This window comes from Mesorhizobium sp. M0145 (assembly GCF_040322355.1).
Classification (GTDB): Bacteria; Pseudomonadota; Alphaproteobacteria; order Rhizobiales; family Rhizobiaceae; genus Mesorhizobium.
The window spans coordinates 23,980-47,879 of the sequence record NZ_JAMYTK010000027.1 but is presented as its reverse complement, the minus strand read 5'-3'; the positions used below and the strand labels follow the sequence as shown (position 1 = coordinate 47,879).

Annotated in this window: 19 protein-coding genes and 1 pseudogene; 16 read left to right on the top strand and 4 right to left on the bottom strand. The window is 62.3% G+C overall.

Annotated elements, in window-relative coordinates; all coding sequences use genetic code 11:
* Positions 1-46 precede the first annotated feature (46 nt).
* The 4 genes and pseudogenes from NKJ28_RS27610 to tssH all read right to left on the bottom strand — a co-directional run bounded on the left by NKJ28_RS27610 (position 47) and on the right by tssH (position 4,328).
* Positions 47-235, bottom strand: a complete 189-nt coding sequence (locus tag NKJ28_RS27610; protein ID WP_352637756.1) for a DUF3008 family protein — start codon at positions 233-235, stop codon at positions 47-49.
* Positions 236-383: 148 nt separating this feature from the next.
* Entirely contained in the window at positions 384-644 is a 261-nt protein-coding gene (locus NKJ28_RS27605) for a DUF4334 domain-containing protein (protein ID WP_352637755.1), read from the bottom strand.
* A 100-nt stretch (positions 645-744) separates the two neighbouring features.
* Positions 745-930, bottom strand: a pseudogene (locus NKJ28_RS27600) (DUF736 domain-containing protein); the annotation flags it as partial.
* A 647-nt stretch (positions 931-1,577) separates the two neighbouring features.
* Positions 1,578-4,328, bottom strand: a complete 2,751-nt coding sequence (gene tssH, locus NKJ28_RS27595) for a type VI secretion system ATPase TssH (RefSeq protein ID WP_352637754.1) — start codon at positions 4,326-4,328, stop codon at positions 1,578-1,580.
* Positions 4,329-4,666: 338 nt separating this feature from the next.
* Between tssH and tssA the strand changes: the two genes are divergently transcribed.
* The 16 genes from tssA (at position 4,667) to NKJ28_RS27515 (ending at position 23,885) form a co-directional block, all read left to right on the top strand.
* The gene (tssA, locus tag NKJ28_RS27590; RefSeq protein WP_352637752.1) at positions 4,667-5,845 is read left to right on the top strand and encodes a type VI secretion system protein TssA; all 1,179 of its coding nucleotides are present in this window, start codon (positions 4,667-4,669) and stop codon (positions 5,843-5,845) included.
* A gap of 6 nt (positions 5,846-5,851) precedes the next feature.
* Positions 5,852-6,388, top strand: coding sequence for a type VI secretion system contractile sheath small subunit (gene tssB / locus NKJ28_RS27585; protein ID WP_023678574.1), 537 nt, complete (start codon positions 5,852-5,854; stop codon positions 6,386-6,388).
* A 2-nt stretch (positions 6,389-6,390) separates the two neighbouring features.
* Positions 6,391-7,893, top strand: coding sequence for a type VI secretion system contractile sheath large subunit (gene tssC, locus NKJ28_RS27580; protein WP_023678575.1), 1,503 nt, complete (start codon positions 6,391-6,393; stop codon positions 7,891-7,893).
* Positions 7,894-7,939: 46 nt separating this feature from the next.
* Positions 7,940-8,401 carry an Hcp family type VI secretion system effector gene (locus NKJ28_RS27575; RefSeq protein WP_023678576.1) on the top strand — a complete coding sequence of 154 codons (462 nt, stop codon included), beginning with the start codon at positions 7,940-7,942 and terminating at the stop codon, positions 8,399-8,401.
* Positions 8,388-9,143, top strand: coding sequence for a type VI secretion system baseplate subunit TssE (tssE, locus tag NKJ28_RS27570; protein ID WP_352637750.1), 756 nt, complete (start codon positions 8,388-8,390; stop codon positions 9,141-9,143). Before NKJ28_RS27575 ends, tssE begins: the two co-directional genes overlap by 14 nt.
* Before the next feature lies 1 nt (position 9,144).
* Complete coding sequence (gene tssF, locus NKJ28_RS27565; protein ID WP_352637748.1) at positions 9,145-11,019, top strand: type VI secretion system baseplate subunit TssF; 1,875 nt, start codon at positions 9,145-9,147, stop codon at positions 11,017-11,019.
* Entirely contained in the window at positions 10,983-12,044 is a 1,062-nt protein-coding gene (gene tssG / locus NKJ28_RS27560) for a type VI secretion system baseplate subunit TssG (protein WP_352637747.1), read from the top strand. The genes tssF and tssG overlap by 37 nt, the downstream gene beginning before the upstream one ends.
* The gene (tagH, locus tag NKJ28_RS27555; RefSeq protein WP_352637746.1) at positions 12,041-13,516 is read left to right on the top strand and encodes a type VI secretion system-associated FHA domain protein TagH; all 1,476 of its coding nucleotides are present in this window, start codon (positions 12,041-12,043) and stop codon (positions 13,514-13,516) included. The genes tssG and tagH overlap by 4 nt, the downstream gene beginning before the upstream one ends.
* A 3-nt stretch (positions 13,517-13,519) precedes the next feature.
* Positions 13,520-13,975, top strand: coding sequence for a type VI secretion system lipoprotein TssJ (gene tssJ, locus NKJ28_RS27550; protein ID WP_352637745.1), 456 nt, complete (start codon positions 13,520-13,522; stop codon positions 13,973-13,975).
* Positions 13,976-14,014: 39 nt separating this feature from the next.
* Positions 14,015-15,349 carry a type VI secretion system baseplate subunit TssK gene (gene tssK, locus NKJ28_RS27545; protein WP_352637744.1) on the top strand — a complete coding sequence of 445 codons (1,335 nt, stop codon included), beginning with the start codon at positions 14,015-14,017 and terminating at the stop codon, positions 15,347-15,349.
* Positions 15,350-15,353: 4 nt separating this feature from the next.
* The gene (icmH, locus tag NKJ28_RS27540; protein WP_352637742.1) at positions 15,354-16,676 is read left to right on the top strand and encodes a type IVB secretion system protein IcmH/DotU; all 1,323 of its coding nucleotides are present in this window, start codon (positions 15,354-15,356) and stop codon (positions 16,674-16,676) included.
* A 1-nt stretch (position 16,677) separates the two neighbouring features.
* Entirely contained in the window at positions 16,678-20,214 is a 3,537-nt protein-coding gene (gene tssM / locus NKJ28_RS27535; protein ID WP_352637740.1) for a type VI secretion system membrane subunit TssM, read from the top strand.
* The gene (gene tagF, locus NKJ28_RS27530) at positions 20,211-20,738 is read left to right on the top strand and encodes a type VI secretion system-associated protein TagF (RefSeq protein WP_352637738.1); all 528 of its coding nucleotides are present in this window, start codon (positions 20,211-20,213) and stop codon (positions 20,736-20,738) included. The genes tssM and tagF overlap by 4 nt, the downstream gene beginning before the upstream one ends.
* Positions 20,738-21,823, top strand: coding sequence for a DUF2169 family type VI secretion system accessory protein (locus NKJ28_RS27525; protein WP_352637736.1), 1,086 nt, complete (start codon positions 20,738-20,740; stop codon positions 21,821-21,823). Before tagF ends, NKJ28_RS27525 begins: the two co-directional genes overlap by 1 nt.
* Before the next feature lie 65 nt (positions 21,824-21,888).
* Positions 21,889-22,830, top strand: coding sequence for a hypothetical protein (locus tag NKJ28_RS27520; RefSeq protein ID WP_352637734.1), 942 nt, complete (start codon positions 21,889-21,891; stop codon positions 22,828-22,830).
* An 11-nt stretch (positions 22,831-22,841) separates the two neighbouring features.
* Entirely contained in the window at positions 22,842-23,885 is a 1,044-nt protein-coding gene (locus NKJ28_RS27515; protein WP_352637732.1) for a PAAR-like domain-containing protein, read from the top strand.
* The last annotated feature ends 15 nt before the right edge of the window (positions 23,886-23,900 follow it).

Below are 23,900 nucleotides of genomic sequence, written 5' to 3'. Positions count from 1 at the left end.
AAACCGACGAGTTGGTACTTGGCATTGGCTGCCATCCGGCATCTACTCACGATTTGGACGCATGTTCGGCTTTGCCCTTGCGCTTGGTCGACGCCATTTTGTGAAGTTCCTTCTCGCTCATCGACTTGACCATCGACTTGGACGCACCCTTCAACTCGTTCTTCTTCTTTTCACCGCGCTTGGCCGCAAGGGCGGCGCCCGCCGCCATCTGCTGGGCCTTGGATTTGGCTGGCATTTCATACCTCCAAAATTATTGCCTTGTAGCGAAACGCGGTCGGCCTGCTCCGCGTTCCGTTCCTCGCCAAAACGCTTGAAACGGCAGGCATCACGTCAAAAGCCAGGGAACCCAAGTGGTGACGGCATGTTTCATCAGGGGAGGAAACTCAGCCGGAGGACAAACCGTACCGCCAAGCGGGGCGGAGCAGGAGTATAGCAGATGATGGACGGTCATCGTCGATCCTGCGTAAGTAATCGATAATCGGCCGACCGTCGTAGATAATGGCCGCGCTTGTTATTCCCCGATGTTCGACTTTTCGCAGGTGCAGTGGGGCCGTCGGCAAGTAGGAGGTGGCGCGACACCGCGAAAATTCTTCGCGCGGTACGGCTGCGGGCGAGCGCCGGTGTGCGCAGCGCGCGCAAGGCACCGGTCAAAGCGTAGCCTGCCGCACCCGACAGAGGCCAGGCAGCGGCAAACCTGAACGTGGCGAAGCCCCACCTTGCGGCGGAGCTTCGTGTTTAGTCGGATCACTCTGCGGTGCGGCGAGACCAGATCAGCGAGAACTCGCCGTCGGTGTCGGTCTCGACCAGGCTTGCATAGATCGGAGCCGGGAAGCTCGGATCGTCGAGCTTGACGGAGTGATAGTCGCGGCCCGCGCGCGAGGTCTTCTTCCATGCCGCCCCGAACTCGGTGGCCCCGGCGAAGATGCGGAAGTATTTCTCATTCGCCTTCGACCGGGGTGAACGTCACCGTCCTTCACGCCGCGGTGGCGGCGATCCGAAGTGCGCTGGCGCCTCGCGCCAATTGGCGGCTTTGGAGCGCCGGCTGACGCTCATCGCTCCGTGCCGTTGGTGATCGGTACCAGGCGGTCAAGAAAAGGCCCGAGCGCCTTGAGGCTCCCAACGTGTCCGCCGAGGATGTGAACGCGTGCTACATAAGCGCGGGTTCTGTCGGCAATTTGTCACCAGGCGCGTAGAAGCCTGTCGATCTGGTCACGCAGCGCATCTGCGACCTCCGAAACGAACGACCTGCGGGACGTTCGATGTTCGACCTGCTGCATGGGTCCTCCAACTTTTGCGGGGCCATGACGTCGCATACTCCCGGCGCAAGATAAAATCGAAGTCATCATACGAAAATTCAGCTTCCGAGGGCGAGATTGCTAAAGTCATCATATGCCCTCTGCTATGCACTGCATCTCGCTCGCCGGGTCGGCTGTGCGCTTTTCCAGAAGGCAGAACTGCAGGCGATGGCGGCGATCATTGTCCTCGGATAGCGAGCTGAGCGCGTGCAAGCCGCAGGATTAGCGGACATCAGCTCAATGCAGGAGCCGGCCGAAAGGGGCCGCCATAATTCGCCTGGCCTATTCGAAGGAATAGGTAAACCCTTGGCCTGAGGCGCCAACTGTGACCTTCGTCATCTTTTCGCCCGTGAGCGACCGGTTCAGCACGCCGCGGCTCAGTTCCGGAAGAAGCGTGTTGGTTAGGATAGCATCAATCATTCTGCCGCCGGATTCGATCTCCGTGCAGCGGGTCTTGACCAGATCCATTACACCGTCGCCGATTACCAATTCCGCATCGTTGGTCGCGCGCAGCCGGCGAGCAATCTTGGCGAACTGATGATGGGTGATCGCTTCGATCATCGAATCCGAAAGCGGAAAGTAGGGGATGGTCACCACCCGGCCGAGAAAGGCCGCAGGGAAGACTTTCAGCAATGGGCTGCGTAATGCGGTGTCCAGTTCGTCGAGCCCTGCCCGGACCGCGCCATTCCTTGTCCGGTCCATAATCACTTCGGAGCCGACATTCGACGTAAGAAGGATCAGCGTGTTCTTGAAATCGATGCGTCTACCTTCACTGTCGTCCATCATCCCTTTGTCAAAGACCTGGAAGAAGATTTCGTGCACGTCCGGATGCGCCTTCTCGACCTCGTCGAGCAGGATCACCGAATAGGGTTTGCGTCGCACCGCCTCGGTGAGAATTCCTCCCTTGCCGTAGCCGACATAGCCGGGCGGCGCGCCCTTCAAGGTAGAGACCGTATGCGCCTCCTGGAATTCAGACATGTTGATCGAGATCAGGTTCTGCTCTCCGCCGTAAAGCGTTTCGGCCAGTGCCAAGGCGGTTTCGGTCTTGCCGACGCCCGAGGGGCCGCAAAGCAGGAATACACCCACCGGCTTTTCCGGAGCGCCGAGACCGGCGCGGCTGGTCTGCACGCGCTTGGCGATCATCTCCATGGCGTGATCCTGTCCGACAACGCGCTCGGACAGAGTGGCCGCGAGCCGCAGCGCCTTCTCGGTCTGACTCGACAGCATCCGCCCCGTCGGGATGCCCGTCCAGTCCTGGACCACGGCCGCCACGGCGTTGCGGTCGACCGATGGCAGGATCAGCGGTGTTTCGCCTTGCGCCTCGGCCAGTTCGCTCATCAGTTCGCGCAGCCGAGCGAGATCGGCAGCCGGATCGGGAGGAGAAGTACCGCCTCCCGCCGCAACCTTCGTCCCGGCGTTGGACTGTTCGGTCTCCGGCAGGTCCACGCTCTCTGTCTCAGTGGCGGCCTCCTGCCCTTCCACGGCATCGAGAGGCACGCCGTCACCGCGCAGCCTGGCGCGCAGTTCGAGTATCTCGGCCACCAGCGCCTTTTCGCGCTCCCAGCGCTGTTGCGCGGCTGCTAGCGTGCGTTCGGTCTCGGCAAGCCCAGCCTCGACCCGTGCCTGCCGCTCAGCCACCTCGATGCCGATTGCAGCCTCGCGGCCGATGATGCCGCGCTCGACCTCCAGCGCCTGGCGACGGCGCATGATGTCCTCGACCTCGGCGGGCGTGGCGTGCTGCGAAACGGCGACACGCGCGCAGGCGGTGTCGAGAAGGCTGACCGCCTTGTCCGGCAACTGCCGCGCCGGGATGTAGCGATGCGACAGGGCGACCGCCGCGTCGATCGCCTCGTCCAATATCTGCACCTCATGGTGCTGTTCCAGGACGCCGGCCACCCCGCGCAACATGAGAATGGCCACCCCTTCCGACGGCTCGTCGATCTTTACCACCTGGAAGCGGCGGGTCAGCGCCGGGTCTTTCTCGATGTGCTGCTTGTATTCCGACCAGGTCGTTGCCGCTATCGTGCGAAGCTCGCCGCGCGCCAACGCCGGTTTGAGCAGATTGGCAGCGTCGCCGGTTCCGGCAGCACCACCGGCGCCTATCAGAGTATGGGCTTCGTCGATGAAGAGGATGACCGGCGCCTCGGACGATTGAACCTCGTCGATTACAGCCTTCAGCCGCTTTTCGAATTCACCTTTTACGCTTGCGCCTGCCTGCATCAATCCGACGTCGAGCATGCGCACGCTCACTCCCTGCAGTGGGGGCGGCACATCGCCTTTGGCGATGCGCAGAGCAAAACCCTCCACGACTGCAGTCTTGCCGACGCCCGCCTCGCCGGTCAGGATCGGATTGTTCTGCCGACGTCGCATCAATATGTCGACAATCTGCCTGATCTCCGGATCGCGGCCGACGACCGGGTCGATCTTTCCGTCGCGGGCGCGCTGGGTCAGGTCGGTGGCATATTTGGCCAGTGCCGAATCGCCGCCCGAAGCCCGCCGCAGCGCCTCTGTCGCGGTAACCGTTGGCGCAGCGCCGGCTTCGAGTGAGCCCTCCGTGACATCGGCGAAGCGGGCCACGACGGCGTCGTCGTCGATCTTGTCGAACTCGCCGCTGATCTTCGACAGCAGGCCTTCCAGCACCGGTGTCTTCAGGCAAGCAAGCAGAACATGCGCGCTGCGGACCTCCTCCACGCCGAATTCCAGTGTTGCCAGATTCCAGGCCTCCTGGATGGCGTGGAAGATATGATCGGAAAACTCTTCGATCGAGGTTGCGCCATAAGGCAGCTTGTCCACCGCACGCGTCATATCGGCCGTAAGTCGGCTCGCATCCATTCCCGCATCGGCGATCATCATTTGCACATCCGAGCGGTCGGAGAGCACCAACTGCTCGATGAAATGGACGAGTTCGACGTAAGGATTGCCGCGCAGTTTGGCACTGTCGGCCGCTGCCTTGAAGGCGCGCAACCCTAGAGGATTGAGCTTTCCGACAAGTTCCTTGCGCTTGAAACTCTGCGACGACCGGCGCTGTTCCATCCAACGTGCTCCTGCACTCTGCAAGTCGATAACCTGCCACATAAGCAGCCGCTTGACAAAGTACAGGATGAACAAAGGTTTCGATCCCCGATTATGCGGGCTCCCCATCATTGGTGGAAGATCCTGCATCGGCGGCTGCAAACAACCACGAGCCTGACATCCCAGGCACGACATTTCCGGTCCAAGGCTCGACAATCACGCCTTTCGGATTCCACAATCAAGACAAGGCTGCATTAGCTTTTGTTAATTTTTTCCGCACCCGCTGAATTGTGGAAAAGCGCAACCGTGTGATAACGTAGGGGCAGGTCGGCCTCAGGGCCGGTGACTGGGGGATCGGTGTGATCGACGTCGCACTCTGGCTTGCTCCGCTCGACGGTGAAATTCCGCCGGGAGAGGATTTGCGTAACGATCCGGCGTTTCACGAACTGGAGCGCCTGACGGAGCCCCAGGTCAAGGTTGTCCATGACGGCAACAACAGGCCGGTCTCGCAAAGCACCATTCCCGTCGACTGGCCAGCAGTGCTCACCAAGGCCGAGGAATTGCGCGCGCGTGGTCGCGACCTGCGCCTGATTGTCATTGTCACACGCGCACTGGCCAACGAGCAGGGACTGGCCGGCTTGGCGCAGGGTCTGACGCTTATTGGGCGGACATTCGACCAGCATTGGGAATCCATGCACCCGGCGCTGCGGCCCAACACGTCGCCTCGCGAGGCCGCCTTGCGCCGCATCAACGCGCTGCTCGATCTTCAAAACGGTCAGGACGGGCTGCTGGCCAACCTGCGTCAAATGACTTTCTTTGCGCCACGCTCGATCGGGCCGATCAGCGGACGCGACCTGGAACACGCTGCACTCGACGACCGCGTCATGCTGCAAGAAGCAGCGTCAGGATTGAATGCGGCCGAAAAGGCAGCGCTTGTCAGTGCGCACGGACAACTGTTGAACCGGGTTCGTGCCGGGTGCGCGGCACAGGCGGATCAAGCCAATGAGGAAATGCAGTCGCTCATCGCCGATGCGCGCGCGGCGGTCGCGGCACTGGATACGGTCGAGACAGCCCTCAATGCTCGCCTTGAAGGCAGCGGCGGGACCACCATTCCGGAATTAAAACGGTTCCTGCAGCGTTTGCTGACAACCCTCGAGCGCAACTCGGCTGCCGGCGCGATGGCGAATGGCTCGGCAAAGCCGTCCCCTTCGCCTGCAGAACCGGTAATGCCTGCCCGAAACGGTCATGGAGCCGATACAATGGCAAATGTGGCTAGCTACGCGGACTCGAGCACCGGACTCCCCGACCGGATTTCTTCGCGCGACGACGTGGTGAAATGCCTGGACCTCGTCGTCGCCTTCTATGACCGTACCGAACCGTCGAGCCCGATTCCCCACCTCGCCCGCCGTGTGCGCCGGATGGTGCATATGGATTTTGTTGAACTGATGGAAGACCTCGCCCCGTCGGGACTGAAGGAGTTCCGGCTTCTTGCCGGCGTTCCCGATGCCAAGAAGACGGCTCAGAAGGATGAAAGGTAGCAAGCAATGCCAGCCGAAAGCAAAGCCAAGGTCATCGAACGAAATCGCGCGCCGCGGGTGCAGATCGCCTATGACGTGGAAACCTATGGCAGTCCAACGACAATCGAGCTGCCGTTTGTCATGGCCGTCATGGCCGATCTTTCGGGGGCTTCGCAGACGAAGGAAGCGGCCAAGTCGGTGCTGGACCGCTCCTTGGTCGAGACCGATGCGAACCGGTTTCCGCGTTTCATGGAGGCACTTGGGCCACGCGTGAAAGCCCGCGTGAAGAATACGCTGCCCCAGGCCGAAGGCGCCGAGCGGGACGAGGAGCTGGCGCTCGACCTTACCTTCACCAAGATGGGCGATTTTGCGCCGGACAAGATTGCCGAGCAGGTGCCCCAATTGGCCGAAATCCTCAAGATGCGCCGCCAACTCGAGGAACTTCTCGGCTTCATGGACGGGCGCGTCGACGCCGAAAAGCGCATTGCGCAACTGCTGAACAATGAACCGCTTCTTGGCCAGATCGCCAGCCAGGCACTGGCGGATGACAAGGCAGGGGAATGACCATGGCCGAACAGCAAAAAACCGCCGCCGTCGCCGAGGCGGAAACCATCGATCTTGGAGAATTCAGCGGGCTGCTCGAGAAGGATTTCAAGGTCAAGAAGGACGACAGCGAAAAGCTGCAGCAATTGGTGCGCAATCTCGCACTTGCAGCGCAGACACGTTCCGATACCACGACCATCTCGTCGAATGCGATCAAGTCGATCAAGTCGCTGATTGCCGGAATCGACAAGATGCTTTCCGAACAGGTCAACGAGATCCTGCACGCGCCGGAAGTGCGCGAAATGGAGGGCACATGGCGTGGCCTGTGGTATCTCGTAAACAATACCGAGACGGATCAGAAGCTGAAGATCCGGGTGATGAACATCTCCAAGGAGCAGCTGGCCGACACGCTTGAGGATTATGAGGGCCAGATGTGGGATCAGAGCCCGATCTTCAAGAAAGTCTACACGGACGAGTATTCGATGCTTGGCGGCGAGCCGATCGGCTGTGTGATCGGTGCCTACGAATTCTCCAACCACCCGCGCGACGTCGGTCTGCTGCGCAACATCTCCGGCGTCTGCGCCTCAGCGCACACGCCTTTTATCGCAGCTGCCTCGCCTCGCCTGTTCCGCATGGATAGCTGGCAGGAATTGCCGAATCCGCAGGACCTGCAGCAGATCGTCTCCAACCCCGCCTATGCCTCCTGGCAGTCGCTGCGCGAGAGCGAGGATGCACGCTACATCGGCCTGACCATGCCTCGCGTTCTGGCGCGGCTGCCGTATGGTACCGATACCGTTCCGGTGAAGGGCTTCACCTTCGAGGAGGAGGTGCATGGCGACCACAACAAATATGTCTGGATGAACGCTGCCTTCCCGATGGGCGTGAACATAAACCGCAGCCACAAGCTCTATGGCTGGGGTACGCAGATCCGCGGCGTCGAAAATGGCGGCACGGTCCTCAACCTGCCAGTGCACAGCTTCCCGACCGATGACGGCTCGATAGCGATGAAATGTCCGACGGAGGTCGCCATCGACGACCGGCGCGAGGCGGAGCTGGCCAAGCTCGGCCTGATGCCCATCCTGCATCGAAAGAACACCGATCTCGCCGCCTTCATTGGCGCCCATTCGCTGCAGGACGACGAGACAAGGGCGGGACGGCTGGTCGACCCTGATGCGCAGGCCAACGAGCGGCTGAGCGCCAACCTGCCCTACCTTTTCCCGGTCTCGCGCTTTGCCCACTACCTCAAGGCGATCGCGCGCGACAAGGTCGGTTCGTTCAAGGAGCGCTCCGACATGCAGATCTGGCTGACCGAATGGATCAACCGGTATGTGCTGGCCAACCCGGCCTTTGCCGACGACAAGGCGCGCGCCAAGCGCCCGCTCGCCGCCGCCGAGGTTCAGGTGGACAGCGTGGAGGGACGCCCAGGCTACTACAATGCCCGCTTCTATCTGCGCCCGCATTATCAGCTGGAGGGTATCAATGCCTCGCTCCGGCTGGTTTCGGAACTTCCGTCCGTAAAGACTTGATTTGCAGCAACAACATCTTGGTTTTTGAAAGCGGTGGAGAAAGACAATGCCCACAAATACGAAGATTGATGGCTTTCTAAAGGTTCCGGATATCAAAGGCCCAAGCACTCGTGATGGCCATGAGGACGAAATTGAAATCCATGGCGTCGATTACAAGATGATCGCACCCTATGATCCAAACTCGCTCTCGCGCCGCGGTCGTGTGTCCTTGGGTATGATCAAGTTCACCAAGCATTATGACAAGTCCTCGCCCTACCTGAAAAAGGCGCTGTTCGAAAACAAGGCCCTGGACGAAGTCGTGTTTTCGGCACGGCGGACCATTGATGGCGAGACCAAGGATTACCTGGTCGTCACACTCACCGACGCCTCGATCATGGAATACGACATGTCGCAGGCCGAGGATGAGGAGGACCTGATCGAGGAAGAGGTCAGCTTTGCCTACAAGAAAATAAAGTTCGTCTACGACGACAACGACGAAATCGAAATGGATGTCTATGTCGGCAAGTGAGGCCCGGCGGCCCGGCGCGGACAAGTCGCTGGGTAGCGGCAGCTCGCGAGCAAAGCGCGAAGCCGTCCAGCCCTCTCTATGGGACCGCCTCGTAAACGATCTGCCGGGTATGACCTCCGAGATAGACGGGCTGCGCCAGGCACTGCAGGACGAGCTTGGCGCGGAGCGGCTGGACAATCTTGTTGCGGCCAGCGCGCGGCTCATCGACACCGACGCGGAGTTGACGGCCGACCAGAAGCGGCGTCTGCATCGCCTGGCCTTTCAGAGCCAGCACCGCGCTGAAATCGAAAGCCGCGGCGTGGTGGTGTCGGCGCGTGTGCTCAAGGAAGCCGTGCGGCGCGATGTCGAGGCTTTGTTCAATACCGAGCGCTTCGAGGCCGTTCCGCTTCTTTCCGACCTTGAAAGCGAACAGGCCACGGACAACCCACCGTCGCTCGCCGATTTTCCGGAGGTGCGTCGCAGCGTCGTCAATTACGGAGTGCCTTCCTTCTCGGGCCGTTCTTCCCGCGACTTTGATCGCGAGGCCCTTGCGCGCGAGATCCGCTCGGTGCTTGCCACCTTCGAGCCGCGTCTCAAGGACAGTACAACAAAGGTTACCGTAACCCTTGGCGACAAAACCGTGGGCCTGAAGATCGAGATAGATGCGGTGTTGATCATGACGCCCACGCCCGAACGCATGCGCCTGCGCACCACGATCAATCTCGATAACGGCTTGGCTCGGACCGAATTTAGGGAAGCCTGAGATGGACCGGGTCTTCGTAGAATATTACGAGGAGGAACTGACCCATATCCGCGCGCTCGCGGCAGAATTTGCCGACATGCATCCCGCGGTGGCGCGCAACCTTTCACTCGATACGGTCCCCTGTCCGGACCCTTACGTCGAGCGGCTGCTTGACGGCGTTGCTTTCTTGGCCGCGCGGACCCGACTCAAGGTCGATGCGGAACGCTCGCGTTTCTCGCGCGCCGTCCTTGATGTTCTCTATCCCGATCTTGTCACGCCGGCGCCGGCAACGGCCGTGGTGGTGTTCAAACCCGGCCAGCAGGTCCAGACAATGATTGGGGGCCATGTCGTCAAACGCAATACGCGTCTGGTTTCCAGCCTCCAGCCAGGCCTGTCGACGCGTTGCACGTTCACCACCGCCCAGGACATCACGCTGTGGCCGATTGCCATCACCTCGGTCGGCTATTTTCAGGATCGCAGCGCCTTGGCTGCAGCCGGCATCGCGCGGATCGGCGGTGTGGATGGCGAGGCGGCGCTTCGCATCACGCTGGCTCGTACCGGAAAAGGCAAGCTCGACGAACTGTCGCTCGACCGGCTTGATCTCTACTTTTCCGCGCGCACCAAGGCACCACTGCTTTTCGACGCGATTTTCGGCGCCTGCGCGGCCGTTGGTGCACGGCCGGAAGGTAAGGCCAACCCGATATCGCCGTTGTCGGTACCTGAAATGGTCGGCATCAACGATGACGAGGCGCTGATGCCTCGTACACGTCCGACCTTCGAAGGGTACCGTCTTCTGCGCGAATATTTCATGATGCCGGAGCGCTTTCATTTTGCTCGGGTTTCGGGATTGCAGCCCATCGTGCGCACATGCACAGCCGAACTCGAGATCATCTTCATCTTCAGGCGTCCGGTGCCTGAAGTTGCCGATGTGACGGCGGCCGATTTTGAACTTTTCGCAACGCCGATCATCAATCTGTTCGAACGTGAGTGCAACGTCGTCGAGCTCGATCCACGCAAGACGCGGCAGGTGCTGCATGCCGACCGCACGAGAGCGCGGGACTTCGAAATCTATCGGGTTATCCGCGTCGAGGACGCCGACAGCGAGGGGAGCGACGCTGCAATCCCGGAGCTCTTCAGCCTGGGACAGAACCGCGGCAGCGGTTGGGTTTATTCCACCGAACGGCGCCCCCGCCGCCCGACGGAGGAGGAACGGCGCGACGGCCTCACCCGTACTTCATACACGGGGGACGACGTTTTCCTGGCGATTTCGCGTCCCGCGGAAAGTCCTCCGAACCGGCCGCTGAAGCGCGTCGACGTCGTGGCGCTCTGCACCAACCGCGATCTGCCGATTCTTGACGACAACCCTACCTTGACTCTGGAAGCCGGCGATCCGGTCGAGACGATCCGGCTTCTCGGCGCATTGCGCCCGCCTCGCCCAGCCATCCCCGCAGCGCTGCCGGCGGGCGCGGCGGGTGAATCGCGAGCCGACAATCTCGCCTGGCGGCTTGTAGCGCAGCTCGCGCTCAACTTTCTAAGCCTTGCAAAGGAAGGTCGCGGCGTCGATCCGCTGCATGCGCTGCTTGAGCTTTACGCCGACAGGGGAGACCCGAGCCTCGCCCGCAATGTGCACTCGATCGTGCGCATCGACTCCCGGTCGGTCATCGAACGGCTACAGATCGATGGGCCGATGTGCTTCGGACGAGGCACGGAGGTGACATTGCATGTCGATCAATCGGTTCTGGCGGGGCAGAGCACCTTGCTGCTTTCGGCCTTGCTGGCACGGCTGTTTGCCCGTCATGCCGGAATAAACGGCTTTGTGCGAACCCGCACATGGCTGCTGCAGAAGCAGGAGGATGTGCCATGGCCGATGACGCCCGGCAATCGCTACCTGATCTAGACAAGCCTGGCCGGTCCGAAGAGCTGTCGGATGCATTCGACTTCTTCGAGTTGTTGCGGCGACTCGAACGAAGAGGCGGGCTGTTCGGCTATTCCGGCCCGCCGGAGCGCGAGCCCTCGCGGCTCGGGCAGCATGTCCGTCTCAGCTTTTTCGCCAAGGACTTGGCAGAATTCCGCGAAGCGACTGACAAAGCGCCCGCACGGGTCACGGTCGCAAACATTGGTCTGATGGGACCTGAAGGTCCGATGCCCCTGCATTTGACGCGCTGGGTACTCGATCGCCTGTCGCAACGCTGGTTCACCGGCGCCGATGCGCAGCAGACCAGCGACACGACGTTCATGGACTTCGTCAACATTCTTCAGAACCGCATGATTGCGCTGTATTACAGGGCCTGGGCGGATGCGCATCCGGCGGTTCAGGTCGAGCGCCCGGTAGGTGGGCGCGTTCGCGCCATGCTTGAAGCCATGGCGGGAATAGGGCTTCCCGGCACCCACAACCCCGAACTGGACGCAGTGAAGCTGCGCCAGGCCGCTTCGCTTGCCAATCAGGTCGACGGCCCCGAGCGGCTGACGCTGTTCCTGGCTGAGGCGTTCAAGGTGCCGGTCCAGATCAGGGAGTTCATCGCTGCCTGGATGACCATACCAGCCGCGCTCCAGACCCGCGTTGGCAAAGCCTACGCAGGGCTCGGTCGGGGAGCGACGATCGGTCCGCGCGTCTTCAACCGTCAAAGCAGGATCGAGCTCCGCGTCGGCCCACTGGGCTATGAGGACTTCAAGGCGTTCCTGCCGGGCGGTCAACGCCTCAAATTGTTCAAGCAAGCCGTTGGCGACATGGTTGGCGAATCGCTCGACGTCGATCTGCGCATCGTGCTGGCGCGCGATGCCGTTCCGCCGCCGCGTATTGGAACCGTGCAACTCGCCCGGACCGCGTGGCTTGCGCGGCCCGCTGAAAGGGGCGATGCTGACGACATGCGGCTGCGGACATTAGTCGGCTGGCGGCAGGAAGGGGCGGAGGTCGCGGCATGAGTCTGCTGCTGACGCTGGAGCAAGGGCCACGCACCCAGGCGGTACGGCAGACCCGGCTTGACGAGGGGGAACTGGTGATCGGCCGCAGCGCGGACGCCGGCTGGCAGATCGACGATCCCGACATGTTCGTTTCACGCGCCCATTGCAGGATCAGCGGTGGGCGCGACGGATATTTCGTCACCGATACCTCGAGCAGCGGATTGTTCATAGACGACTCCGACAGGCCGCTCGGTGCCGGCAAGTCGACGCGCCTTCGCAATGGAATGCGGCTGAGACTGGGCGACTACATCATATATGTCGATCTGCAGACGTCGAGTGCCCAAGCCACAGCAGCAGCCGCAGCGCCGGTTCCGGAGCGCTCACCGCCGGCGTCTCGGGCGCCGGTCAGCATCGGCCGTGACGATTTCTTTTCAGCCGCCGTGGAAGAAGAGCCGCAGCGGCCACGTCCAGCCGAGCTGCCGAACCCGTTCGAGCAGCCGATCCCGGGTGCGTTCGAACGCGCCAATTCCAGACAGCGCAGCTCGCCTGCTTTCGACGACCCGTTCAGCCTCGATCCGATCGCAACACCAGTATCCAAAGGCACCGCAAACTATCCAGAACCAGCCAGCGCACCCAAGCAGACAGACCCATTTGGCCTCGAGTCGGTGTCGTTCCCCAACGGCGCTACGGAGCCTGCGACGGCAAAGCTGCCGGAATTCAACGACGACTTCGGTTTTGGTCCAGCCGCAGCGCCCAACCCGGGAAGCGGCGCCAGCTCAACCGGGCAGCGCGAGCGCGACGCCCAGCCACTGCAAGCGGCCAATCCCTGGGACGTGCCCGTGCGAGGGGCAGATGCCCCTCCCCCAATACGGGCAGGCGCAGCCGCCAGCCCCGCCCGCCAGCCGCCTGCGAGGCAGCACGCCGACATGGCGCTTCGCACCGCATTCCTGCGCGGTATGGGTGTCGCGGAAGCCGATTTTCCCGGGCGCGACGCCGTCGCCGAGATGGAAAAGTTCGGCCGCGAATACCGGCTTATGATGGAAGGATTGATGCAGCTCCTGCGCAAGCGTGCCGAAGAAAAGGGAAATGCCCGCGTTGCCCAGACAATGGTCGGAGCCTCCGAGGTCAATCCACTCAAGTTTCTGCCGACGGTCGACGACGCAATCGTGACGCTCATCGCCGAACGCAGCCCCGGATTTCTCGCCGGCGAAGCGGCTATCGCGGATGCGGTTCGCGATCTGGCACAGCATCACGTGCGCGCCTGGCGCGGCGTGCAGGCTGCCTTGCGGCGGATGGTCGACCGTTTTGAGCCGGCAGCCATCGAAGAAGAGCTGAAATCGAGTTCCGCGATCGGCACGCTGTTGTCGGGCGGGCGCGGCGCCAAGCTGTGGGAGCTCTACCAGAAACGCCATCGTGAAATCGCCGAGAGCGCGGAAAAGAGCTTTCTCGGCGAAATCGGCGCCGATTTTCGGGATGCATATGAGGAGGAGTAACACATGATCGATCGACGCGAATTTATCGTTGCCTTGGGTGCGACCGGGCTGCTTACGGCCTGTCAAAGCGCCGGGCCGCCAAAACCGTCGGTCATCACCGTGAAGCTGACAGGGGCGGCCGGCATGAACCCTGGACCAGGCGGCGGCGACCGGCCTGTGACGGTGCTGGTCATGCGGCTGCGCAGCACCGGTAAGTTCAACTCCGCCGACTACTTTGCCTTGCAGGGGGATGCCGGCTCGGCACTGGCAGGCGATCTCATCGGATCCGACCAGATTGCCGTCGGGCCTGGAAAAACCGCGACCAAGACCATTACAGTTGAACCGGATGCGACGGCCCTGGGCTTCGTTGCACTCATCCGTGAGCCTGGCGGGCGAAACTGGCGGACGACCAAATCGGTTTCGCCCGGATCAGACTTTACGATCAATGTCACACTCGGCAGCGGCGGCATTTCCGCCTGACGGCCAAGGCAAGGGGAGCTAGATGCAGAGAGTAGCCGGATGAGCGATGCAAACAGGGTGCTGTGGTCCGAGGGCCTTTTTCTGCGGACCCAGCATTTCCAGCAGCAGGATCGTTTCTTCGAGGCGACTGTGCGCGGCGCGTTGCAGGCCGGCCAGCTGCATACGTTCGGCTTTCAGCAATTGACCCTGGATAAGGCATTGCTCGATGCCGGCCAGATCTCGATCCTGTCTGCACGAGGCATTTTCCCGGACGGAACCCCCTTCTCCATTCCGGATCTTATGGACGCGCCGCGTCCGCTGCCGGTCACCCCGGATACAGGCGCCGGCCCGGTGCTGGTCGCCTTGCCGCTCGAGCCGGCCGGCGGCATTGGCTTCGATCCGGCGCATGCGCCGCAAAGCGGTGCGCGCTATCATGGACGGATCGTTTCGGTGCGCGATGCCGTCCAGGGCGGTTCAGACCCCGAAGAAATCGAAATCGCCCGGCCGCAATCGCTGTTGCTTGAACCCGGCAAATCGGTCGGCGGCTATACCGCCCTGCCGATAGCCGACATCAAGGGGATTCGTGCCGATGGCGGCGTTTCGCTGGACGAGACGTTCCTGCCACCGGCATTGGTTACCGGTGCAGTGGCCTGGTACCGGCAACTGCTTCTGGAAGTGGTCACAGGCCTCGACCAGATCGCCGAGGCGCATGGCAAGATGGTCATGGGCGGGCCAGGGCGCAGCGTCGAAGACCTGTTGATGCTTAACCTCGCCAATGCGGCGCGTCCGCGGCTGGCCCACATGCTTGCGCAGGATGTTTTCCATCCGGCCGAACTTTACCTGGAACTGGCCGGGCTTGCCGGCTCGATGGCGACCTACGGCTCAAGCGCGCGGCGACTGGGCGAGCTGCCGGCTTACGATCACATGGCGCCCGGCCCACCGTTTTCGGCGCTGGCGGATGCATTGCGCTCACTGATCCTGAGCCTGCGCTACATCGAGCCGAAATCGCGCGCGCTGCCCGTCATGCGCCATTCGACCAACGTTTGGAAAATCCGCATCGACAATCCGAAGCTGCTAGTGGCCAGCCGGATCGTCATCCGGGTCGGTTCGGAACTGTCGGAGGACGCGCTGCGCAAGATATTCGTCAACCAGGCGACCGTGGGCTCGGCCGATGAGTTCGAGGGCCTATGGAAGTCCCGCCTGCCCGGCATCCCGCTGAAACCGCTTCATTCGCAACCCCGCGAGATTCCTTACGACGGCGATCGGCTGTGCCTTGAGCTCGACCAGAAAAGCGAGCACTGGGCATCGCTGCTCGGTGCCCCAGGCTTCGTCATTGGCGTTTCGGGTGTGCTGCCGAGCGAACCGCAGGTGGACTGCTATTCGGTGAACAGGTGAAACCATGAGCCGGGATGATCCTTTCGGACTGTCGGAGGATCGCGAACGCACTCGCATCAGGCTGACCGGCACGCCGATGCCGCGACCCATGGCGGCATCCTTGCCGGGCGGGCCGGTAAAACGCTCGCGCACCCACCCGAACGGCCTTGTCAACGCCTTCGCGCCCCTGCTCGAGTTTGCGCCTGAGCTTGAAAGCGCGCTGCCACCGGAGAATCCGGAAGTGTTACGCACCCGGCTGCTCGAAGAACTGGTTCGCGCACGCGACACGGCAATGGCGGCGGGGTCGTCGATGGAGCGGGCCGATCAGGCAGCCTGGGTGGTGGCGGCCTTGCTCGACGATCTCGCCCTGAACACGCCCTGGGGCGGGCCCAGCGCATGGCCGCGTCAGCCGCTTGTGGTCATGTTGCGCGGCGACGTCGACGCCGGCACGCAGTTCTTCACACGGCTCGATGAACTGGAACGCCATCCGAACCGAGATCGCGAATTGCTGGAACTCCAGTATGACTGCCTGGCACTGGGTTTTCGCGGCAAGTATCGCGTGCCCGGCCGGTCGGGCGATCGCTCGCTCAATGCCGTTCGTGTGGCCGCGGCACGTTTCCTGCGCGATGCCGACGCCGAGAATGCGCCGCTGTCGCCAAACTGGAAAGGGGTCATCGCATCCGACGAGCCGCAGCGCTTCATCGTTCCGATCTGGGTGATGGCCCTGGCCGCGGCGGTCATCGCTACCGCGACCTATGTCGGGCTCTCGATGGGGCTAAGCAGCCAGGCGGTGGAGCTTTCAGCATTGGTCCGCGCCCTGCCGCCGCCGACCCGTGGCGACATCAGCCGCATATCGCCAACAGTCGATGCCCCGCCGCCGGAGACCGTGGATTTCGCGCTGCTGCCCGAATTTGAAGCCGGGGCGCCGGGCAATCTCAGATCGGCTCTCAGCGGCACGGAGAGCGTTTCGCTGGCCAAGCTGGTCATCCAGGCCTCCAATCCCGAACTGTTCCAGTCGTCGCGTCCAACACTGACGGAAGGATTCGAGCCGCTGATCGGCTCGATCGCCAAGGTGATCCTGGCCAATCGTGACCTGATCGGCAACATCACTGTGGTCGGACATACGGACGGGGTTCCTCTGCAAAGAACCAATCCGCTGTCGACCAACCAGCGACTGTCAGAGGCTCGCGCCCAGACCATTGCCGACATGCTGGTACAAAACGGAGTGCCGCAGGAACGCGTCCATTCCGAGGGCCGGGCAGCCACGGATCCAGTGGCCGACGACGGCACGCGCGAGGGCCGGGCCCTGAACCGGCGCGTTGAGGTGCTGGTGGAAAAGAGGCTGTGAGATGTTCATCCTGCGCTTCCTCTGGGCGGTCCTGACATCGCGCTGGCTGTGGACACTGATTGGCATCACGCTGCTTTCCTTTGTGATCTGGGTATTCGGGCCGATCGTCAGGGTCGGACCCTACGACCCTTTCGCCTCCGCCAATGTGCGCATCGTCATCATCGCGCTGCTGGTCATCTTCTGGCTGATCTGGCTGATCGCCGCCCAGCGTCGGGCGATCCGTGCCAACCGTATGTTCGTCGCCGAAATCGCCGCGCCGGCGGTAGAGAAGCCACTCAGCCCCGGCGAAGAGAATGTCGCTGCCGTCGGAGCCAAGTTCGGCGAGGTCATGGCCGAGTTGAAGCGCCGCAAACTGGGCGGTCGCAAGTTCCTGCGCGAGATGCCCTGGTACGTGATCGTCGGACCGCCGGCCACCGGCAAGACCACGGCCTTGCGCCAGTCGGGGTTGAATTTTCCGATCGACCTGACCGACGACCTGCAAGGGGTCGGCGGCACGCGCAATTGCGACTGGTTCTTTTCGGAGAGTGCGGTTCTGATCGACACTGCAGGCCGCTATGTCCAACAGGAGAGCCAACCCGACGTCGACGCAGTGGAGTGGCTGGGCTTCCTCGACCTTTTGAAGAAGCACCGGGGCCGTCGCGCGCTCAACGGGGTGATCGTCGCGCTTTCGATCGATGTGCTTTCGGAGGGCGACGACGCCATCAAGGCGCATGGCCGCAAGATCCGCCGTCGGCTGGCCGAGCTCAACGACCGCCTCGAAATCCGCCTTCCGGTCTATCTGATGCTGACAAAAGCCGACCTGATCAAGGGGTTCGAGGCTTTCTTCGGCGGTTTGTCGACGGCTGCGCGCGAGCAGGTCTGGGGGACTACGTTCGCACTCGACGCGCATGTCGATGCAAAGACCATCGAGCGGGAAATCGCGACGTTAGCAACCGAGCTCGAGCGGCGGCTGGTGCCCCGGCTGGAGGACGAAGACAAGCTTGCTGCCCGCGCCGAAATCTTCAGGTTTCCCGCCCAACTCGCCAGCCTGTCCGAGCCGATCCAGGTACTGATCGAGGCGATGTTCGGCGAAAGCCGGTATGAGGAGGCCGCCTGGCTGCGTGGCCTTTATCTGACGTCGGCGACCCAGGAAGGGGCGCCGATCGATCGGCTGACCGCAGCGCTGTCTGCCTCCTTCGGCCTTCCGCCGCGCCGGGCGTTGGCCGCGCCGCGTGTCGAAAAACGCAGCTTCTTCCTAAAGAACCTGCTCACAGAAGTCATCTTCAAGGAAGCGGGCCTCGGCACCTTCGATCCGCTGGCGCAACGCCGCCGCGCCTGGATCTGGCGTGGCGCGGCCGCCGCATGTGCCGCAGCCGCCCTGCTGGTCAGCGGCCTATTCACCTGGTCCTACTACGACAACCGCAACGCGATCACGGCCCAGGCAAGCCAGTTCGAGGCGCTGCAAACGCCACTGACCTCGGCCGCGGCAAACCCGGCATCCGTAGAACAGCCTGCGATCGATGTCGCCCTCGGTGGGATGGATGAGGTCGCAAATGCCCGCACCCCGCCGCCTGGCGCAGCACAGGATTTGCTGGGGCCATCAGCCTCGGCGGAACTGGTGCGGGCACAGACCGACACTTACGACCATGCTTTGCGTAACGTTCTCGAGCCGCACATGGTGGCGCTGCTCGAAGCGACGATGTGGCGGCAGATCCGCGATCCGGACTTCATGCTTGGCGCGCTGAAGACCTATCGCATGATGACCGGCCTTTCTCAGATGGATCCAGACTTCGCCCAGAGCTGGTGGGTCAACAGTCTGCCTGAATTCGCCGCGGCCGCCCCCTTTCCGACAGCTGACGCCGAAGAGCACCAGCTTGCCGCGATCCGTCGCATGGCGGTTGACGCCAGTTATATCGCCCCGGACCAGGCACTGGTTGCAGAGGCACTGAAAACCGTCTGCACGATTTCCCTGCCGGCGCGTGCCTATAAGCAATTGCTGGCGGACCCGGCGGTGGCTGCGCTCAAGGAATGGATTCCTGCCAACTTCGCAGGTCCCAACGGCGCCAAGGTCTTTGCGCGGCGTTCCGACAAGACGCTTCGGGTCGGCATTTCGGGAGCGTTTACCTATGCCGGCTTCCACGACGCCATTCTCGACCGGGTCGAGGATGTCGCCGCCCAGGCAGCACTCGACCGGGCTGTGTTCGCCGGCGGTTGCTCGGAAAATTCCGAAACCTCGGTGTCGGCGCTGTCCGAGGATATTCTGAAGCTTTATTACGACGACTATATCGCGCAATGGGACAGCTTCCTGCGCGACATGAGGCTCGCGCCACTGACCGACCTCAACGTCGCCAGTGAGAACCTCAAGGATCTTTCAAGCGCCGACTCTGCGCTGAAGCGCCTGCTTACGGCGGTCGTTCAGGAGACCGAGCTTACCCGGTCCGATGAAGCGCCGGCCGACAATAAGGCAGCAGCGAAAGGCGGCTCGAAACTGCTCGGCAAACTCGGCAAGCTTGGCAAGATTGTGAAAACAGGGGCAAAGCTGTTGCCACGCGCAGGTTCCGCCGACGAAGTGGATCTTACTGGCAGTCTGGTGGCCGAGCATTTCAAGCCGCTCAAGAGTGCCATCGCCGAGGTCGACGGCCAGCCGCCGGCGCTCGACGCAGCGGTCGTGGCTCTTACGGCGCTTTCGAACGTGCTGCAGACGGTGACGGCCAATCCCGATCCTCAGGACGCCATTAAAAAGCAGGGCGGCCTCGCCGAGCTGACGGGAGCGGTCGCCAGGCAGGCGCAGATCCTGCCCGACCCGATCGATGATTGGTTGGGCGGTATTGCCGGCGATACCAGCGGGCTGACGCAGAAGGCGGTCACCTCGGAGCTCAACGCCATCTGGCGAGCCGACATCCTGCCGTTCTGCCAGGCAGCACTCAACAACCGCTATCCTTTCAGCCCTGACAGCGCCGTCGACGTCAATGTCCGCGACTTCGCCCGTCTGTTCGGACCGGCAGGGCTGATCGACACCTTCATCAACGACCATCTGATCAGCTATGTCGACACGTCAGCGCAGCCATGGAAATGGCGCGCCGATTTCGGCCTTGATCCTTCGGCACTGGCCGCGTTCGAACAGGCAAGGCGGATCCGCGATGATCTCTTTCCCGGCGGTACAGGCCCGCTGATGAGCTTCACGCTCGAACCGAAGGACCTGTCGCCCAATGTCGCGCGCGTGACGCTCAACCTCGATGGCCAGAACCTCGTCTATTATAACAATGCAACGAGGCCGCAGCCGATGACGTGGCCCGGCAAGGACGGCACAGGGGTCATCTCGCTTGCCTTCCAGCCGATCGATGGCTCGCCCGAAATCTTGCTCAACGAAACCGGCAGCTGGGCGTGGCTGAGAATGTTGCGCAGCGGTCGCTTCACCGGCACCTCGCTGTCGGACGTCTACAGCCTGCGCCTGGGCACCAAAGGCATGTACGCCGATTTCCAACTCAAGGCGGCAAGCGTCGAGAACCCGTACAACCTGCAAATGTTCAAGAAATTCTCATGTCCGCCGCAGATATGATCCTGCCCGGCTTCTACGGCAAAATGCCCGCGACCGGCGATTTCGTGACGCGGCGGCTGCCGGGAGATTTTGTTCGCGCCTGGGACCGCTGGCTGGCGCAGCATGTCGTCCCGCTTATTGGCTCGGAATCCTGGCCGCGCGGCACGGCGCTGCGGTTCCTAACGGGTCCGGGCTTTGTCGGCGCGTCGGCGGGCATTATCTTGCAGAGCGTCGATAGGGTTGGCAGGCAGTTTCCGTTGAGCGTCGTCGCGCAGCTTCCTGAGGCTTCCGTTCAACTGGCTCGCGCCGATGCGTGGTTTGCCGGGATTGAAGAGACTGCCTTTGCCGCCCAGCGGGGCGAGCTGACGCCTGACGAACTGGATACAGCGCTGGGCGCCCTGCCCGTGCCAACCGTCGAACCGGGTGAAGAGGTGATCGGCGATATGGTGATGTGGACTTCGCATTCGGACATTTTCGACATTGATCCGAGGTCACCGCAAGCGACGCTGGAGCAGATCTTTGCGGCAAGCTGGGAGACCAGCTGATGTTCGTCAGCCAGAACACCACGCCGTTTCTCGCCGAGACCTTTCCCTACCAGGACAAGCATTGCGTGAAACATTGTGTGGCTGTCATTCGTGCCACGTTCGATGTCGATGCCGACGGAAACTGCACGCCCAGTAAGGAGCAGTCGCCCTTCGTCTATGCCGACACCCACTATGGCGATCCGGAAGTCACCTCCATTCGCGTCGAGACCGACTTTGCCCCCGTCAAGCCGAAATGCGAGGTTCTGCTCGACGCGATGGCCGTCGCCCCGAAAGGGCGGCAGGCGGAAGCGATCGAGGTGCGATTGGTTGGCCCGGGACTGGACAAGCGCGCGGTGGTCAGCGGACAAAGGCGCTGGTTCCGAGGCGGGCTCGGCATCCAGGCTTCACGGCCCCACCCCTTCACGTCAATGCCGCTGGCGTGGCACCTCGCCTTCGGCGGCACAGACCGGACCGATCCCGATCCAGCGCAGCATCGAAGCGACGCCGTCAACCCGATCGGCAGCGGCTACCTTGCCGGCCAGGGCAACATCGACGGCACGCCGCTGCCCTGTGTCGAGCACCCGCAATCGCGGATGCGCATCTGGAACGACCGGCCGCGCCCTATCGGCTTCGGGCCGGTGCCGCGCTTTGCGAAAGAACGCGCGCGCTATGCCGGCACCTATGACAAGCACTGGATGGAGAACGTCCTGCCATTCCTGCCGCAGGATTTCGACGACCGCTACTTTCAGGCGGCGCCCGAGGACCAATGGCTGGACAAGCTTGGCGAAGGCATGGTCTTCGGCTGCCTGGGCATGAACGAGAGCGGCAAGTTCAAGGTGAAGCTGCCGGCGATGTCGGTACCGGTACGGTTCATGTTCAACGACAGGACCGAGCACAAGGTGGCGGCGCCGGACACGCTCAACATAATGCCGCATGCGGGGAGGATCGTTCTGGTCGGACGGGTGGGCGTAAAGTTGCCGCGAAAATTCGTGAAACTGCAGCAGGTGCAGGTGGGCAGAGAGCCGAAGCGGATCAACGCCAAGCCGCATTACGCCGGGTTGAAGGAAGCCGTGGCGGCGCTAGCCGCAACGCGCAGGAAAAGATGACCGCTATCTCCTGCATCAGCCTCGTCTGTCCGGTCGGCTACACCCCGGCAAGTGCCATTGCCGCGATGCGGGCGAAGATCGCCGTGTTCGAGGAGTTACCGTACCGGGACAACGGCGGTCAGCCGCTTCGCGGCGCTGTGGTCGACGCAATTCTGCCCGAGACGCGCGGCCGCAGCCGCCTCCAGGCGCTGGCCCGGTTCGCTGTCGAACATATAGATGAAAAGGTTGCGGCCCTGCTCCCGTGGGGCGAGATGCCGTTCCTCCTGTGCATGCGCGATGCCGGCATGGCCGGCGCCCGCATAAATGGCATTCTGTCCGGGCTTGCTGTGCCCGGCGGAGCGCCATTGGTGGGATCACGCACATTCCAGATCACCCATGGCCAAATTTCGGCTTTTGTCGCGATAGAACAGGCGCGCAAGCTGTTGGATGAACGCGACGCGGATGCCTGCCTCGTCATGGCGATCGACAGCCTGATCGACGCGCGCTCGCTCAGTTGGCTCGACGACCGGATGCGATTGAAGACGAGCGACGTGACGGATGGCCTCCTCCCCGGCGAGGCGGCCTGCATTCTGGTCGTCAGCAAACGTCCGATCGTCGAGGGGGCTTTGCGGCTGCGAGGGCTGGGCCTCGCTATCGAAACGGCAACCCCCAGCAACGAGGAACCATTCCGGGCGGATGGACTTGGCGCGGCAGTGAAAGCCGCGCTCGCCGAGGCCGGCGTGCAGATGCACGAAATCGCGTTCCGTCTCAGCGATGTCGCGGGCGAGTCCTACGCCTTCGAGGAACTTGTTCTGGCGCAGCTTCGCAACATGCGCCAGACGCGACCGGAGCAGCCCGTGTGGCATGCCGCCGACTGCATGGGCGATTGCGGAGCGGCGGCTGGACTGATCCAGTTTGCCTGGGCCGAGCAAGCATTCAAGCGCGGCTATGCGCCCGGCAACCTCGCGGCTCTGCATGGTAGTTCGATGGCATTCGGCGGCCGGGCTGCCGCCGTGGTTTCGGCCTGAGGGGAGCGAAGATGACAAAGAACGTCTTTGCCGGAATGTGGGAGATCGCCGCCGAGAACGGCATGAACAAGTCAATCGCGCGCTTCCCTGACGTGTGCATGTCGCCGCCCTCGCCGCCGGCCGGGCCGATCCCGATCCCCTATCCGGACACCTCATTCTCCAACAATCTCAAATCTGCTTCATCCACGGTGAAAATCGGCGGCAAAGGCGCAGCGCTGGCACAGAAGTCGTACTACAAGGAATCCGTGCTGGGTGATGAAGCAGCGACCCGCACATTCGGCGCAAACGTCGTGACGCACCAGATTACGGGCAAGACCTATTTCCAGGCCTGGTGCATGGACGTGATGTTCGAAGGCAAAAATGTCTGTCGGCATTTCGACATCACGACGAGCAACCATGCATCCTCGGCGACGACCACGGCGCCTCTTGCAACCATTGAGACAATGAGCCCCGCCGACCAGGATGCCCTGTTGGACAAGGGAATCTGCCCTTGCTGCAAGGGGCCGGTACATAATCCGGAGCAGAAGAAGGGTAACAACATTACTGCGGCAGAGTTCTACAAGCCGAATTTGGCTCAGAATAGAAAGGCGACCGGCAATCCGGTGGGAAAGGATATCGTTGAACGAGCCCAGGCCGCGATAGACTCCATGGATAAAATTCGGGAAGAAGCAAAAAAGGATGACTGTGAGGCAGCTATTCCTGAAGACAATCCTAATGACGCGTGCGGCCGCCATTATATAATCAAGAGCGCAAAGAACTCGCGTGAAGAGTTTACCGCGCAAGATTCCCCGCTAACGCCCGAGGATCATTATAACACGACCGGTCAGTATGGCCCCGCCGGCCCCTCAATCCTTGCACAGGCAAAGAAGATTCATGCTGCAAAGGATGGCACCAACGTAGCGATAATCGGGCACAAAACCGCGCTCGGCGCAGGGGGGTGCCCCGTTGGCGCGGGGAATCACCAGGGAGTCAGCGCAAAGTGCTCAAAGTACGAATCGGCGCTCGCGAAGGCACAGAGCGCGCTTGTCGACTTCCATCGCAAAGTGCACTTCTGAACACAGTCCCGGAAT